Here is a 15,938-nt window from a genome sequence, read left to right on the forward strand (position 1 = left end):
GGTTTACCGGTTTTTATGAGTGGGATAAATCATGTGGATTGGGGTAATTAGCCTGTTTCCCGAAATGTTCCGCGCAATAACCGAGTACGGGGTAACTGGTCGGGCAGTGAAAAATAGCCTGCTAACGGTTGAGTGTTGGAATCCGCGAGATTTTACTCACGATAGACACAAAACTGTTGATGATCGCCCCTATGGTGGTGGTCCAGGCATGCTGATGATGGTGCAACCGTTAAAAGATGCAATCCACGCAGCAAAAGCTGAGGCCGGTGATGGTGCAAAAGTGATTTATCTTTCACCTCAAGGTCGCAAACTCGGTCAAGACGGAGTTTGTGAACTGGCAACAAACGAGAAGATAATTCTGGTTTGTGGTCGTTATGAAGGTATTGATGAGCGGATAATTCAAACCGAAATTGATGAAGAATGGTCAATCGGTGATTACGTTCTCAGTGGCGGGGAGCTCCCTGCTATGGTGTTGATAGACTCAGTCTCTCGGTTTATTCCTGGAGTACTAGGTCATCAAGCTTCAGCTCAAGAAGATTCTTTTGCGGATGGCTTGTTAGATTGTCCTCACTATACCCGACCAGAGGTGTTAGACGGCATGCAAGTTCCTGACATTCTACTTTCAGGAAATCATGCCAAGATCGATAGCTGGCGCATGAAGCAGTCACTCGGTCGTACCTGGCTTAGAAGACCTGAGCTTCTAGAAAGCCTAGCTCTGACTGACGAGCAGAGGATGTTGCTAGCTGAATTCCAACGGGAATTTCAGGCTGAGCAACCAGTGAATCCAGACAATTAATTGTCTAAACATATCAGTTTACCTAGGGTAAGAGAGTTATTATGAGCAACATTATTAAACAACTTGAACAAGAGCAGATGAAGCAGGACGTACCTTCATTCCGTCCGGGTGATACCGTGGAAGTTAAGGTATGGGTCGTAGAAGGCTCTAAAAAACGTCTGCAGGCATTTGAGGGCGTGGTTATCGCTATCCGTAGCCGCGGTCTGCATTCTGCATTCACTGTTCGTAAAATTTCTAACGGCGAAGGTGTTGAGCGTGTATTCCAAACTCACTCTCCAGTCGTAGATAGCATTGCTGTTAAACGCCGTGGTGCTGTTCGCAGAGCTAAACTGTACTACCTGCGTGAGCGTTCTGGTAAGGCAGCTCGTATCAAAGAGCGTCTGAACGCCAAGTAATACGCTTTCGCTACATCCGAAAGTTAAAGGGCCCGCATTAGCGGGCCTTTTTTATATTCGTCGTATATTCGTCATATTTCGCGCTGTGGCGGTGTTGGCTTCATTCAGCCACACAGGTCACATACTTATGTATGCTCCCTGCGCTGTCTTCATTTTGCAGCCTAGCCACAACTCGAACTATTTAGAATATACCGTTCAATAAATCCCACTTCGTAAACTTATCTTTACTATTTTTATTCGTTTTTTGCTTTTTAATATGAACTTATTCTCTTTAAAACCTACAATTTTATTTAAATTCAAAAAGATAAATAAATGTAATTTTTTATGTACACTGAATTGAATTATTTTACAGTTTTGGATTGAAATCTTTACGATGCATGATATGTTATCTCTCACGCACTAAACACAAGATCGATAAATAACATCACTAATAAATAATAAGCTAAATAGGTAATCAAATGATCATGCAAAAAGATGTACTCAATAACGTGAATATTCAAGACGAGCAGGTTCTTATTACCCCTGAAAGTCTGAAGCAAAAATACCCATTGAGTAACAGCAACCTGCATGCCATTGCGACATCGCGTAAAGTGATTGCTGATATTATTCATCAGCGTGACCCGCGCTTACTCGTGGTATGTGGTCCTTGTTCAATTCATGATGTAGATGCTGCCATCGAATACGGTGAGCGTTTACAGAAACTTGCCGCTGAGTTAAGTGATAGCTTATATATTGTGATGCGTGTGTACTTTGAAAAACCACGTACAACCGTGGGTTGGAAAGGCTTAATTAGCGATCCATTTATGGATGGCAGCTTTGAAATGGAAAAAGGGCTGCACATTGCCCGCGATTTATTGACCAACTTAGTGAATATGGGATTACCACTGGCGACAGAAGCGTTAGATCCTAATAACCCACAATACTTAGGTGACTTATTCAGTTGGTCAGCAATCGGAGCGAGAACTACGGAATCCCAAACTCACCGTGAAATGGCATCCGGCTTATCAATGCCAGTTGGTTTTAAAAACGGTACAGATGGAAGTTTATCTACCGCCATCAACGCATTAAAAGCTGCTGCGATGCCGCATCGTTTTATGGGGATCAACCAATCCGGTCAAGTTTGCTTGCTGCACACTAGCGGTAATAAAAATGGTCATGTGATCTTACGTGGCGGCAAAACGCCAAATTATGATGAGCAAAGTATTGCTGCTTGTGAAGCTGAAATGAAAAAAGCGGGGCTCGAACCATCATTAATGGTGGATTGCAGCCACGGTAACTCAAATAAAGATTTTCGTCGTCAGCCACTGGTGGTTGATTCAATTATCGAGCAAATTGTTAATGGTAATGAATCAATTACAGGTATTATGCTTGAAAGCCATATTAATGAAGGCAATCAGTCATCAGAACAGCCACGTGAAAATATGAAATACGGGGTTTCAGTGACAGATGCATGCATTAACTGGGATGACACTGAGTCTGTGTTGCGTAAATTACACCAAGCATTATCACCAGTGCTTGAGCAGCGCGGGCAAAAATTAAGCAAAGTGAGCTGAGCAAGGGATTGGTATGTCTGCTGAATTATCCCATTTACGGGAACAGATTGATGAAGTTGATAAGTCATTATTAGATTTGCTCGCCAAACGGCTTCAGTTAGTGGCTGAAGTCGGTGAAGTCAAAAGCCAGCACGGATTACCTATTTATGTGCCTGAGCGTGAATCTAGTATGTTGGCGGCTCGCCGAGCAGAAGCGGAGCGAATGGGGATCCCGCCTGATCTGATTGAAGATATTCTTCGACGGATCATGCGTGAGTCCTATGCGCGCGAAAATGACAAAGGATTTAAAACACTGAACCCTACCGCCGGTCCGATTGTGATCGTCGGTGGGAATGGGAAAATGGGGCGGTTATTTCATCGTCTACTTTCCCTGTCTGGTTATCAAGTTAAATTACTGGGTGAGCAAGATTGGGATAATGCGGCTTCGATAGTCTCTGGTGCAAGCGTGGTGATGGTTAGTGTACCTATCCACCTCACTGTTGATGTCATTAAACGTTTGCCTACTTTAGATCCAGAAACAATTTTAGTGGATATTGCTTCTGTGAAGCAAAAGCCACTCGAAGCTATGCTGTCAGTACATCAAGGCCCTGTATTAGGATTACATCCGATGTTTGGTCCTGATATTGGCAGTGTTGCCAAGCAAGTTTTTGCATTCTGTGATGGGCGAAAAGCGGAGTCTTACCAATGGCTGTTGGAGCAGCTGCAAGTTTGGGGGGCGCGCTTGAAAGCGATTAAGCCTGAAGAACACGATCGTAATATGAGTTTTATTCAAGCGTTACGCCACTTTACGACGTTTACTTATGGGCAGAATTTAGCGAAAGAGCAGGTTGATTTACAGCAGTTGTTGGATCTCTCTTCCCCAATTTATCGTCTTGAATTGGCAATGGTAGGGCGTTTGTTTGCACAAGATCCACAATTGTATGCAGATATCATCATGTCTTCGGACGAAAATGTTGAATTGATCCGCCGTTATTACCAGCTTTTGGGGCAATCCATTGAAATGCTGGAGCGCAAAGATAAAGCCGAATTTATTCGACAATTCGAGCAAGTCAGTCAGTGGTTTGGTGAAGATGCACATCATTTCATGAAAGAAAGCCAGTCTCTATTACAACGGGCGAACGATAACCGTAAATAGTCTCTTTAGCCATTACTCGATAAATCGATGAAAAAGGGTAATGGCTATCTTTATGCTAAAAGTGCTAAACGCATTTCTATTATTAATATTTATAATAAATAAGTAATTGTACTTATTTCTGTAGTTTATCCTAAATTTATAATTGAGTTTCTTCCTTAAGTAGGTTTATCCACCAATTAATTAGAAATTAATCAATTTATAATATCGATATTTATAAATTAAACGATTTATCTAATAAAGATCCCTTGCCATTGACCGATAACACTAATCATTAAATGATGATAAGTGTGGTAAACCTATGTCTTTTAAGAACCTCAAAATTAGTTTGAAATTAACTATCGCATTTGGCGTTTTCATCACGCTAATTGTTTTAAGTTCTCTGTTTTCATTAGTAAATATGAATCGAGCAAATGAAAGCATTCAGAACGTCATTTTTAAAAGTTATCCAATAACCGCTAATGCAAACTCGGTGATGGATAACTTTTATTCTTATATTGGTATCCAAGAATTGATTTTATTGGATGACCGAGGGAGTGAAAAACGCAAGGAAGAGCTAGTTAAAATTAGCCAAAATATTTCTGATCTGTTGGATGAGTTGGATCGAAGTATAACTGATAGCCGTTCTCGTGAAGTGCTTGATAATATCCAAGAGGTGAGAGCTAAATTTATTAGTGCTCAGCAACAGATGATGGAGTTTATGAATCAGGGAAATCGCCAAGCTGCGATTGAAATGATGATGACAAAAACATCAGCTATTCAGCGAGAATATCGTGAGCAAGTCCAAAACCTGATAGCCATCCAAAATATGTTGATGCAAGAAACGGGTTATCAGGTGGAAGATGACTATAAAGCAAATCGTGTTTTATTAGCATTTTTATCAATTATTAGCATTGTTGTGGGCTGCGTTATGGGGTGGTACATCACGCGTATTATCACTAAACCTTTAGAGCAAGCGGTTGATTTTGCTAAATCAATTGCCAGTGGTGATTTGACCCAAGATATTCAAGCGCAATCTAAAGATGAAACTGGGATCTTACTTGAATCGCTCAGCGAAATGAAAGGGCACCTACTAGAGATTGTCCAAGAAGTCCAAAATGGATCTGAGAGTATTTCTGCGGCAGCAGGGCAAATTGTCGCGGGTAATCAGAACTTAGCGGCTAGAACGGAAGAGCAAGCGGCTTCTGTTGAGCAAACGGCAAGTTCGATGGAGCAAATTACATCCACGGTACAGAACACCACTGAACATACCCATGAAGCGACAATGTTGGCTGACAATACCGCTGTAACGGTCAAAAACAATGGTCAGATGATGGTTCAGTTAACCGATAAAATGCGCGCAATTAATGGTTCATCTCAAAAAATGACGGATATCATTAACCTAATCGACTCTATTGCTTTCCAAACGAATATCTTAGCCTTGAATGCGTCCGTTGAAGCGGCAAGGGCAGGAGAGCATGGTCGTGGGTTTGCGGTAGTGGCGGGTGAAGTGAGATTACTGGCACAAAAAAGCGCTGCATCGGCCAGTGATATTCGTTCATTAATCGAAAACTCCTCTTCACAAACCCAAGAAGGTATGGAATTGGTTGAACAAGCTAGCCAGCAGATCCACGGAATGGTCGCTAGTGTTGAAGAGATGAATGCGTTATTGCGTGAAATTGGTCAAGCTAGCAGGGAGCAAAGTGATGGTATTTCACAAATTAACAGCGCCGTGGGGCAATTGGATTTAACAACACAACAAAATGCGGGACTGGTAGAAGAATCGGTCGTAGCGGCAGATTCGCTGAATGACCAAGCTTACCATCTTCAAAACTTAGTTAATTATTTTAAGCTCAGCGCGACAATACAAAAATCGTGATTGGCATAAATCGTAATTAATAAAAATAACACAGGCTAATGACCTGTGTTATTTTTTTTGAGTCAAAATTAAAACTAAGGCGCCATTTTTTCTGGTTCTACAGGAACGATATTTTCAGATGGGTAACAGCCAAGAATTTTAATTGAGCGGGTGATTTCTGCTAATTCTTTCAGTGCTTGTTGCATATTATCTGAACGCAAGTTAGCGTGAACATCTACATAAAACATCTCTTCCCAAGGCTTACCATTAATTGGGCGAGATTCTAATTTACTCATCACTATCTTATTATTTTTCAAGATAATTAAAGCATCTACTAATGCACCGGCTTGTTGACCTGTAGTGATCAGTAATGTGGTTTTTGCTGGAACTTGTTCAGTTACTTCAATTGCTCGTGGAGCCACAACAATAAAGCGAGTCATATTAATTTGCTGATTCGCTAAGTTATGCTCCAAAACCGTTAAGCCATACAATGCACCGCCAGCCTCACTGCCTAGTGCAGCTACATTAGGGGAATTATGTTCTGCCACTTTTTGCATTGCTGTAGATGTGCTGTCGCAATATTCAATTTTCCAATGAGGGAATTGAGATAAATATTGGCTACATTGCTGGAATGGCTGAGGGTGACTATATACAGTATCAATCTTGCTTAATTCACTACCTGGCGTGGTCAACAAGCAATGGTTTATCGGTAAACGAATTTCACCGACAATGGATAATGATGTATTTTGCAGTAAATCGTAAACATCATTAATTGCCCCTGAGCTGGTATTCTCAATAGGTAAAATACCATAATCTGCTTGACCACTTTCAACGAGTGAAAAGATATCTTGGAATTTATGGCAGCTGCATTCAACCAGTTGATCAAAATGACGCGCTGAATATTGACGCGCGGCAACATGGGAATAAGAACCTTTTGGTCCTAAAAATGCAAATCTTGCGGTATCACTAGGTGTTAGGTTTAAATGTTTTTGCAGGATAGCTTGCTGGGTAAGAACAGAATCTTCAATGATCATCTGAAACAAGCGTGTAATATAAAAACCATCAAGACCGAGAGGCGTGCCTTTATTAATTAATACATCGAGTAATTGGCGTTCGCGCTCTTTGTCACGGATTGGGCGGTTATCATCGATTTTGGTTTCCGCAACTTCAATTGCATAGCCTCGACGTTTTGCAAGAAGCCCAAGGAGTTCACTGTCTAACTGGCTAATTTTCTCACGGACTTTCAGTAAATTAGTGCTATTTTCCATTCTGCGACCCTATCAAACATCAGTGAATAAAAAAGCCCCCTAGGTAGGGGGCTTTAAAATATTGTCTTCTTTTTTTTCTCGAACGACAAAAGCCCCTTAATGTGAGTGGCTAAAGAAGAAAAAGAAAACAGTATTTAGTTTCATGGGAAATCCTTTCGAGTGAAGTTATTCAAATAGACATGATAGTGAACGAGAAGTCAACAAAAAATAGCGCGCAACGTAAAAACGCGCCCATGATGAGCGCGTTTGGAAGGTTTCAAGATAAGTGGATTGATAATATAAAAATATAACGTAACTACTTAAACGCAACTGATTACAACGTTTCTAGATTCGCTTCTTTTACACTATTAGTTGCCCTTCTTGATTCTCCTTTATGTTGCACTTTGTTTAACTGTCTTTCGAGTTTGTTGATAAGGTCATTTATTGCAACGTACATATCTTCATGCTTAGCACTTGCTACCAACTGTCCGGTAGCGGTTTTTATGTTGGCATCAACCATAAAACCTTGAGGCTCTTTCGATAGCACCACATGGGGGCTAATTAAGGAAACTTGCCATTTATCGAGTTTTGCTAGACGGCTTTCAATGTGTTCACGAATTGCTGGTGTGATGTCCATTTGTTTGCTAGTAATGTTAACTATCATATAGTTACCTCTCATTGTTTCCGTCTTTGATGAATTCAGAATACCGATATCTAGGAATAAAAAATTGATCTAGATCACACTTAAATTATGGGGAAGGGGGTACCCACTTGAAGTGTGATTTTGGCTAAAAAAGGCAGGTAAAAGGATTGCCAAAATAACTATATTGAGGGAGACTGAGAGAGTTGGCTATCGACACGGTAAATAGCCGGTACTTTTTTTGGGTAAAATTTTAGGCTATGAATTTTAAAAGAAAAAGTTCAAAACTATCCCTCATTCTTATTCATCTTCAAACCCTCTGAATTTCAAATCACGATTAAAATTATCAAAAAAAACAGCAGCCGAAGCTGCCGTTCTTATTTTAATCGATAGCGTTAAAAGCAATTTATTGGTTTGCTGCAATAATGCTGCCGACTTTATTTGCTTCTTTGTCTAAGCCCATCTCTTTATACGCAATTTCCATATATCCGAGCGCTTGACGCGTTGCTTCTGTATCTGGATAGTCACGTAACATTTGTTGGACACGATTAACAACCGCGACATAGGCCCCACGTTTGTTGTAATATTCAACGACAGAGAGATCAAATTTTGCCAAACGATCTTTTAAGTAAACTAAACGCTTACTTGCATCGTTGGAATATGGGCTGTTCGGATAGTAACGAACTAACTGGCTCAAGTCTTTGAACGCAACCAATGCGTGTTGTGGGTCTCTGTCAGAGCGATCGATACCAAAGAAACCTTGTAACATGCTGTCATCTAACGCCATTGCCGTTAAGCCACGCATGTAAAGTACGTAGTCAATATTGGGATGAGTTGGGTTTAAACGCATGAAACGGTCAATTGAAGCTATCGCCATTGGTAGCTCTGCTGATTTATAATAGGCGTAAATCAGGTCTAACTGTACTTGCTGAGCATACGGACCAAACGGGTAGCGGTTATCCAACGCTTCAAACTGTTTAATTGCCGCGTTATAGTTACCGTCCTGTAATTTTTGCTGACCTGTACTATAAATCTCAGCTGGGGAACTATCGGGGCTGACTTCGTTATTGCTGGAGCATCCGGCGAGAGCCAGGCTCAACGTGGCAGCTGCCACCAGATATTTCATACGTATCATCACGTGTTGGTTATCCTCTGACTGTATCGAGGGAGTCTATCCGTAAGGCTCCCGGCAAAATTCGAGTTACAATAGCATACATTTTAAATGAAACGGCAGCGCCGTCAAAACACAAACACCAAAAAGTAGATTAATTTATGGCTCAACAAGTACAATTAAGTGCAACTATCGCTGAATCACAGCTTGGTCAACGTTTAGATCAAGCTTTGGCTGAATTGTTCCCTGATTATTCACGTTCTCGAATAAAAGAATGGATCTTAGACGATAGAGTGCAGGTTAACGGCAAAGTTATCAATAAGGCAAAAGAAAAAGTTTTAGGTGGTGAACAAATTTCCATCGATGCCTTGATTGAAGAAGATAGCCGTTGGGAACCTCAAGATATTCCACTTGACGTTGTTTATGAAGATGAAGATATCCTAATTATTAATAAACCGCGTGATTTAGTTGTTCATCCGGGGGCGGGTAATCCAGACGGAACCATTTTAAACGCATTATTATATCGCTATCCTGAAATCGCGGATGTACCAAGAGCGGGCATTGTTCACCGTTTAGACAAAGACACAACTGGGTTGATGGTCGTCGCTAAAACGGTCCCTGCACAAACTCACTTAGTGGAAGCGTTGCAACGCCGTGAAATTACACGTGAATATGAAGCGGTCGCTGTTGGCCGTATGACAGCAGGCGGTATGGTCGAAGAGCCAATTTCTCGCCATCCAACCAAAAGAACGCACATGGCTGTTCATCCAATGGGCAAGCCTGCGGTAACTCACTATCGAGTCATGGAGCATTTTCGCGCTCATACGCGCTTACGTCTACGCTTAGAAACCGGAAGAACGCATCAAATCCGTGTTCATATGGCGCATATCAACCATCCATTAATCGGTGATCCATTATACGGCGGTCGACCACGTCCACTGAAAGGAGCAACAGAAGAGTTCCTCGAAGTGATGCGTAATTTTGATAGACAAGCGCTACACGCAACAATGCTGCGTCTTTATCACCCAATCACAGGAATCCAAATGGAATGGCATGCGCCATTACCTGATGATATGGTGAAATTGATTGAAGCACTGAAAGCTGACACTGAACTTCATAAAGACGATATGGACTGGTAATGAATACGTTGATTTTCCCTGATTGGCCGCAACCTAAAAATATTTCAACATGCAGTACAACTCGTGCAGGTGGAGTGAGCCTTCCGCCTTTTGATAGCCTAAATTTAGGTGACCATGTTGAGGATTTGCCTGAGGCAGTCAGTGAAAATCGCCATCGTCTTGAAAAGCTTGCTCAATTACCACAGCAACCCGTGTGGCTTGAGCAAGTACATGGTACTCATGTTCTGCATTTAATGGGAAGCGAGATTGAAAATCGTCAAGCGGATGCGGTGTATACCAACCAAGTTGGTCAAGTGTGTGCCATCATGACGGCAGATTGCTTGCCAGTATTGTTTTGCAGCCGCGATGGTAAAGAAGTGGCAGCGGCTCATGCCGGATGGCGAGGCCTCTGCAATGGCGTATTGGAAAATACGCTAGCGGCATTTAATGCACAACCGAGCGACATTATGGCGTGGATGGGGCCGGCTATTGGCCCTGAAAAATTTGAAGTTGGCGTAGAAGTTAAACAAGCATTTACTGGTCAATCTGCCGATCTTGCAGATGCGTTTACACCTCACAATGACAAATTTCTGGCAAACATCTATTTACTGGCGCGTAAAAAGCTACAAGCCGCGGGCATTTCAGCCATTTATGGTGGTGAGTTTTGTACGGTCAGTGATGAAAACAGATTTTTTTCCTACCGACGAGAGGGGAGAACGGGGAGAATGGCATCCCTTATATGGATAAATAACTAGTTCATGGAATAATATTCCAAATTAACAAATATTGAAAAAATAATCCCGCCTAAAACTTGAATATTTAAAAACAGACCGCATCTTATCTTCAGTAGCAATTTTAATCATATTCTATTGGAGGTGTTATGCGTCTGGATCGTTTAACTAATAAATTCCAGCAAGCTCTCGCTGACGCCCAGTCATTAGCCCTTGGGCGCGAAAATCAATTTATTGAACCAATTCATTTACTCAGTGCTTTGTTTAATCAAGAAAGTGGTACCGTGCGTCCATTATTGACGACGCTCGGCGTGAACGCAGTTACGTTCGAAAACAAAATTGAAGATGCATTGGCTCGACTCCCTCAAGTGCAAGGTGTTGCTGGGGATGTACAACCATCAAGTGACTTAATGCGTCATTTGAACTTATGTGACCAGCTTGCTCAGAAAAATGGGGATGACTTTATCTCCTCAGAATTATTTCTGCTCGCTGCTTTAGAAGCCAATACAACCCTCGCTGATATGTTGAAAGCGGCGGGTGTTAATAAAGACAATTTGAAAAAGGCAATAGAACAGATGCGTGGTGGCGAAAAAGTGAATGACCAAAGCGCTGAAGACCAGCGCCAAGCTTTGAAAAAATTTACCGTTGATTTAACCGAACGTGCAGAACAAGGGAAATTAGACCCTGTGATTGGCCGTGATGAAGAAATTCGTCGTACCATCCAAGTATTACAACGTCGCACTAAAAATAACCCAGTATTAATTGGTGAGCCTGGTGTAGGTAAAACGGCGATTGTTGAAGGGCTTGCACAGCGTATTGTTAATGGTGAAGTCCCTGAGGGATTGAAAAACAAACGTGTTTTATCACTGGATATGGGGGCTCTGATTGCAGGGGCGAAATATCGTGGTGAATTTGAAGAACGTTTGAAAGGTGTTCTGAATGACCTCGCTAAACAAGAAGGTAACGTCATTCTGTTTATCGATGAATTACATACTATGGTGGGTGCGGGTAAAGCTGATGGTGCAATGGATGCTGGTAACATGTTAAAACCTGCACTGGCACGTGGTGAACTGCATTGCGTGGGGGCAACAACCCTTGATGAATACCGTCAATATATAGAGAAAGACCCTGCGTTAGAGCGTCGTTTCCAAAAAGTATATGTTGCAGAACCATCCGTGGAAGACACCATTGCTATCTTGCGTGGTTTGAAAGAACGTTATGAATTGCACCATCATGTGCAAATTACTGACCCAGCTATTGTGGCGGCAGCGACGTTATCGCACCGTTACATTACTGACCGTATGCTGCCAGACAAAGCTATCGACTTAATCGATGAAGCGGGCGCTAGCTTACGTATGCAGATGGATTCAAAACCAGAATCTTTAGATAGATTGGAAAGACGTATTATCCAATTAAAACTGGAACAGCAGGCACTGAAAAAAGAGTCTGATGATGCCAGTAAAAAACGTCTGGAAATGTTAGAAGAAGAGCTGGCGGAAAAAGAGCGTGAATATTCTGCATTAGAAGAAGAGTGGAAAGCAGAGAAAGCATCATTAACTGGCACTCAACATATCAAAGCTGAATTAGAAAATACGCGTATTGAGATGGAAAAAGCGCGTCGTAATGGTGATTTGGCGAAAATGTCTGAGTTACAGTATGGGCGTATTCCTGAATTAGAAAAACAGTTAGAAGTGGCGACGAAAGCAGAAGGTAAAAGCATGAAGCTTTTACGTAATAAAGTTACTGACGTCGAAATCGCAGAAATTCTGGCTCGTTGGACAGGTATTCCAGTATCAAGAATGCTTGAAAGCGAAAGAGAAAAACTGTTACGGATGGAGCAACAATTACATCAACGTGTGATTGGGCAAGATGAAGCGGTTGTGGCTGTGTCGAATGCTATCCGTCGTAGTCGTGCAGGTTTATCGGATCCTAACCGCCCAATTGGTTCGTTTATGTTCTTAGGCCCTACAGGGGTAGGTAAAACTGAATTATGTAAGGCACTAGCAAACTTTATGTTTGATAGTGACGACGCCATGGTTCGTATCGATATGTCCGAGTTTATGGAGAAACACTCTGTATCTCGTTTAGTCGGTGCACCTCCAGGATATGTGGGTTATGAAGAAGGCGGTTATTTAACTGAAGCGGTAAGACGCCGTCCATATTCAGTTATTTTGCTGGACGAAGTTGAAAAAGCGCACCCAGATGTATTTAACATCTTGCTGCAAGTATTAGATGACGGTCGTTTAACTGATGGGCAAGGTAGAACGGTAGATTTCCGTAACACCGTAATCATCATGACGTCAAACTTAGGTTCCGATCTTATCCAAGAACGTTTTGGTATGATCGGTTATTCAGAAATGAAAGATATGGTGATGGAAGTCGTCGCTCATAACTTCAGACCTGAATTTATTAACCGTATTGATGAAGTCGTGGTATTCCATCCATTAGGTAAAGAGCAAATTACGAATATTGCGAATATTCAGTTAGCTCGTTTATATAAACGTTTGGAAGAACATGGTTATGAAGTCACTGCAACGGCGGCTGCATTAGAGAAAATTGGTGAAGCTGGTTTCGATCCAATCTTTGGTGCTCGTCCGTTGAAACGTGCAATTCAGCAAGAGATTGAAAACCCACTGGCACAAGAAATTCTGTCAGGCAGATTAATCCCGGGTAAACCAATTACTCTGGATGTTGAAAACGATGAAATCGTAGCAAAGCAGTAAGTAAGCGCTCGGTTATTATCAAAATGTAAGTTAAAAGGCGACCCTAAGGTCGCCTTTTTCATATAAATATCGCCCAAAATGGCATTTTTTGTTGAAAAAATACACGTGAAGTATAAAGGATAATCAGTTGGAAATTATTTTGCAAAAAACACTTGCCAGATTTTTCTGACTCCCTATAATGCGCATCCACTGACCGGGAACAAGCCAACGCAAAGCGCGATGGACACTGAACCGGCAGCGAGAGAATCTGAAAAGATTAAGTAAAAAAATACTTGACTCTCACTGAGGAAAGCGTAATATACGCCACCTCGCGACAACGACCTAAGTTGATAAAAACTGAGTCGAATTTATCAAGAAATGTCGCACCGCTCTTTAACAATTTATCAGACAATCTGTGTGGGCACTCACAGGACACTATCAAAAAAATATTTGATTTTAAGTCTTGAAGAGTGACTAACACGTTAATTCATATATATGAACTAATAGGTAATTTGGTTTCTTCGGAAATCAAACGACAGTAACATTCTTTGAGCATCAAGCTTTTTAATTGAAGAGTTTGATCATGGCTCAGATTGAACGCTGGCGGCAGGCCTAACACATGCAAGTCGAGCGGTAACAGGGGGAGCTTGCTTCTCGCTGACGAGCGGCGGACGGGTGAGTAATGTATGGGGATCTGCCCGATAGAGGGGGATAACTACTGGAAACGGTAGCTAATACCGCATAATCTCTTAGGAGCAAAGCAGGGGAACTTCGGTCCTTGCGCTATCGGATGAACCCATATGGGATTAGCTAGTTGGTGAGGTAATGGCTCACCAAGGCGACGATCCCTAGCTGGTCTGAGAGGATGATCAGCCACACTGGGACTGAGACACGGCCCAGACTCCTACGGGAGGCAGCAGTGGGGAATATTGCACAATGGGCGCAAGCCTGATGCAGCCATGCCGCGTGTATGAAGAAGGCCTTAGGGTTGTAAAGTACTTTCAGTTGGGAGGAAGGCGTTGATGCTAATATCATCAACGATTGACGTTACCAACAGAAGAAGCACCGGCTAACTCCGTGCCAGCAGCCGCGGTAATACGGAGGGTGCAAGCGTTAATCGGAATTACTGGGCGTAAAGCGCACGCAGGCGGTTGATTAAGTTAGATGTGAAATCCCCGGGCTTAACCTGGGAATGGCATCTAAGACTGGTCAGCTAGAGTCTTGTAGAGGGGGTAGAATTCCATGTGTAGCGGTGAAATGCGTAGAGATGTGGAGGAATACCGGTGGCGAAGGCGGCCCCCTGGACAAAGACTGACGCTCAGGTGCGAAAGCGTGGGGAGCAAACAGGATTAGATACCCTGGTAGTCCACGCTGTAAACGATGTCGATTTGGAGGTTGTTCCCTTGAGGAGTGGCTTCCGGAGCTAACGCGTTAAATCGACCGCCTGGGGAGTACGGCCGCAAGGTTAAAACTCAAATGAATTGACGGGGGCCCGCACAAGCGGTGGAGCATGTGGTTTAATTCGATGCAACGCGAAGAACCTTACCTACTCTTGACATCCAGAGAACTTAGCAGAGATGCTTTGGTGCCTTCGGGAACTCTGAGACAGGTGCTGCATGGCTGTCGTCAGCTCGTGTTGTGAAATGTTGGGTTAAGTCCCGCAACGAGCGCAACCCTTATCCTTTGTTGCCAGCGATTCGGTCGGGAACTCAAAGGAGACTGCCGGTGATAAACCGGAGGAAGGTGGGGATGACGTCAAGTCATCATGGCCCTTACGAGTAGGGCTACACACGTGCTACAATGGCGTATACAAAGAGAAGCGACCTCGCGAGAGCAAGCGGAACTCATAAAGTACGTCGTAGTCCGGATTGGAGTCTGCAACTCGACTCCATGAAGTCGGAATCGCTAGTAATCGTAGATCAGAATGCTACGGTGAATACGTTCCCGGGCCTTGTACACACCGCCCGTCACACCATGGGAGTGGGTTGCAAAAGAAGTAGGTAGCTTAACCTTCGGGAGGGCGCTTACCACTTTGTGATTCATGACTGGGGTGAAGTCGTAACAAGGTAACCGTAGGGGAACCTGCGGTTGGATCACCTCCTTACCATTGAAGTGTACTTGTGAAGTGCTCACACAGATTGTCTGATGAAATAGAGTAACGGTATCAATAGGCTTGTAGCTCAGGTGGTTAGAGCGCACCCCTGATAAGGGTGAGGTCGGTGGTTCAAGTCCACTCAGGCCTACCAAAATCGAATTGATGCTTCGTTATAACTCAGCTCGTTTACCAGACGTAAACGTCGCCAAGTTATGCCTTGCCTAAATTCGATTTAACTCAAAATTCTTTCTTAGTGAGAGAATCGATACTGGAATTACCTTTATGGGGCTATAGCTCAGCTGGGAGAGCGCCTGCCTTGCACGCAGGAGGTCAGCGGTTCGATCCCGCTTAGCTCCACCATAAACTTTCTGATTATTCAGAATAGATTAGAAATAGTCTATTGCGAATAATTATGCTCTTTAACAATCTGGAACAAGCTGAAAATTGAAAACAACGCACATTGTTTATCGCTTAAACAATGTGAGAGTCTCTCAAAAATCTCAACTTGAACGTGTTTTTCAAACACACAAGCGAGTGGCATGAGCGAGCAGTGTGAAATTCAAGGTGGACAGCGTGCAGCA

At 42.7% G+C, this 15,938-nt stretch carries 11 protein-coding genes, 2 tRNA genes, 1 rRNA gene and 1 other annotated feature; of the genes, 11 read left to right on the plus strand and 3 right to left on the minus strand.

Going from position 1 to position 15,938, the window contains the following annotated elements; genetic code table 11:
- Positions 1-31: 31 nt before the first annotated feature.
- The 5 genes from trmD (at position 32) to ACY3ZI_RS05330 (ending at position 5,734) form a co-directional block, all read left to right on the plus strand.
- Positions 32-796: a tRNA (guanosine(37)-N1)-methyltransferase TrmD gene (trmD, locus tag ACY3ZI_RS05310; RefSeq protein ID WP_036949832.1), complete on the plus strand. Its 765-nt coding sequence runs from the start codon at positions 32-34 to the stop codon at positions 794-796.
- 41 nt (positions 797-837) lie between these two features.
- Positions 838-1,191, plus strand: a complete 354-nt coding sequence (rplS, locus tag ACY3ZI_RS05315) for a 50S ribosomal protein L19 (RefSeq protein WP_036949834.1) — start codon at positions 838-840, stop codon at positions 1,189-1,191.
- A 458-nt stretch (positions 1,192-1,649) separates the two neighbouring features.
- Complete coding sequence (locus tag ACY3ZI_RS05320) at positions 1,650-2,744, plus strand: 3-deoxy-7-phosphoheptulonate synthase (RefSeq protein WP_283092570.1); 1,095 nt, start codon at positions 1,650-1,652, stop codon at positions 2,742-2,744.
- Positions 2,745-2,757: 13 nt separating this feature from the next.
- Positions 2,758-3,879 carry a bifunctional chorismate mutase/prephenate dehydrogenase gene (tyrA, locus tag ACY3ZI_RS05325; protein ID WP_154604586.1) on the plus strand — a complete coding sequence of 374 codons (1,122 nt, stop codon included), beginning with the start codon at positions 2,758-2,760 and terminating at the stop codon, positions 3,877-3,879.
- Positions 3,880-4,177: 298 nt separating this feature from the next.
- The gene (locus tag ACY3ZI_RS05330; protein WP_211886477.1) at positions 4,178-5,734 is read left to right on the plus strand and encodes a methyl-accepting chemotaxis protein; all 1,557 of its coding nucleotides are present in this window, start codon (positions 4,178-4,180) and stop codon (positions 5,732-5,734) included.
- Positions 5,735-5,808: 74 nt separating this feature from the next.
- Here the strand turns inward: ACY3ZI_RS05330 and pheA are convergent, their stop codons facing one another.
- The 3 genes from pheA to bamD form a co-directional block, all read right to left on the minus strand.
- Positions 5,809-6,981, minus strand: coding sequence for a bifunctional chorismate mutase/prephenate dehydratase (gene pheA / locus ACY3ZI_RS05335; RefSeq protein ID WP_154639454.1), 1,173 nt, complete (start codon positions 6,979-6,981; stop codon positions 5,809-5,811).
- A gap of 25 nt (positions 6,982-7,006) precedes the next feature.
- Positions 7,007-7,126 (minus strand) — a sequence feature (Phe leader region).
- A 168-nt stretch (positions 7,127-7,294) separates the two neighbouring features.
- Positions 7,295-7,624, minus strand: a complete 330-nt coding sequence (gene raiA / locus ACY3ZI_RS05340; protein ID WP_036949847.1) for a ribosome-associated translation inhibitor RaiA — start codon at positions 7,622-7,624, stop codon at positions 7,295-7,297.
- A gap of 382 nt (positions 7,625-8,006) precedes the next feature.
- Complete coding sequence (gene bamD / locus ACY3ZI_RS05345; protein ID WP_036949850.1) at positions 8,007-8,735, minus strand: outer membrane protein assembly factor BamD; 729 nt, start codon at positions 8,733-8,735, stop codon at positions 8,007-8,009.
- Between the two features lie 137 nt (positions 8,736-8,872).
- On the opposite strand from bamD, the gene rluD reads away from it, so the two are divergent.
- The 6 genes from rluD to ACY3ZI_RS05375 all read left to right on the plus strand — a co-directional run bounded on the left by rluD (position 8,873) and on the right by ACY3ZI_RS05375 (position 15,717).
- On the plus strand, positions 8,873-9,850 hold the full coding sequence (rluD, locus tag ACY3ZI_RS05350) for a 23S rRNA pseudouridine(1911/1915/1917) synthase RluD (protein WP_036949853.1): 978 nt from the start codon (positions 8,873-8,875) through the stop codon (positions 9,848-9,850).
- Positions 9,850-10,584, plus strand: coding sequence for a purine nucleoside phosphorylase YfiH (gene yfiH, locus ACY3ZI_RS05355; protein ID WP_036949856.1), 735 nt, complete (start codon positions 9,850-9,852; stop codon positions 10,582-10,584). The genes rluD and yfiH overlap by 1 nt, the downstream gene beginning before the upstream one ends.
- Before the next feature lie 125 nt (positions 10,585-10,709).
- A complete protein-coding gene (gene clpB, locus ACY3ZI_RS05360) occupies positions 10,710-13,283 on the plus strand; it encodes an ATP-dependent chaperone ClpB (RefSeq protein WP_036949859.1) in 2,574 nt (857 codons plus the stop codon).
- 544 nt (positions 13,284-13,827) lie between these two features.
- A 16S ribosomal RNA gene (locus ACY3ZI_RS05365) occupies positions 13,828-15,366 on the plus strand.
- A 65-nt stretch (positions 15,367-15,431) separates the two neighbouring features.
- Positions 15,432-15,508 (plus strand) — tRNA-Ile (locus tag ACY3ZI_RS05370).
- A gap of 133 nt (positions 15,509-15,641) precedes the next feature.
- A tRNA-Ala gene (locus tag ACY3ZI_RS05375) sits at positions 15,642-15,717 on the plus strand.
- Positions 15,718-15,938 lie beyond the last annotated feature (221 nt).

The sequence above is a fragment of the Providencia sp. LY12 genome (assembly GCF_057621555.1).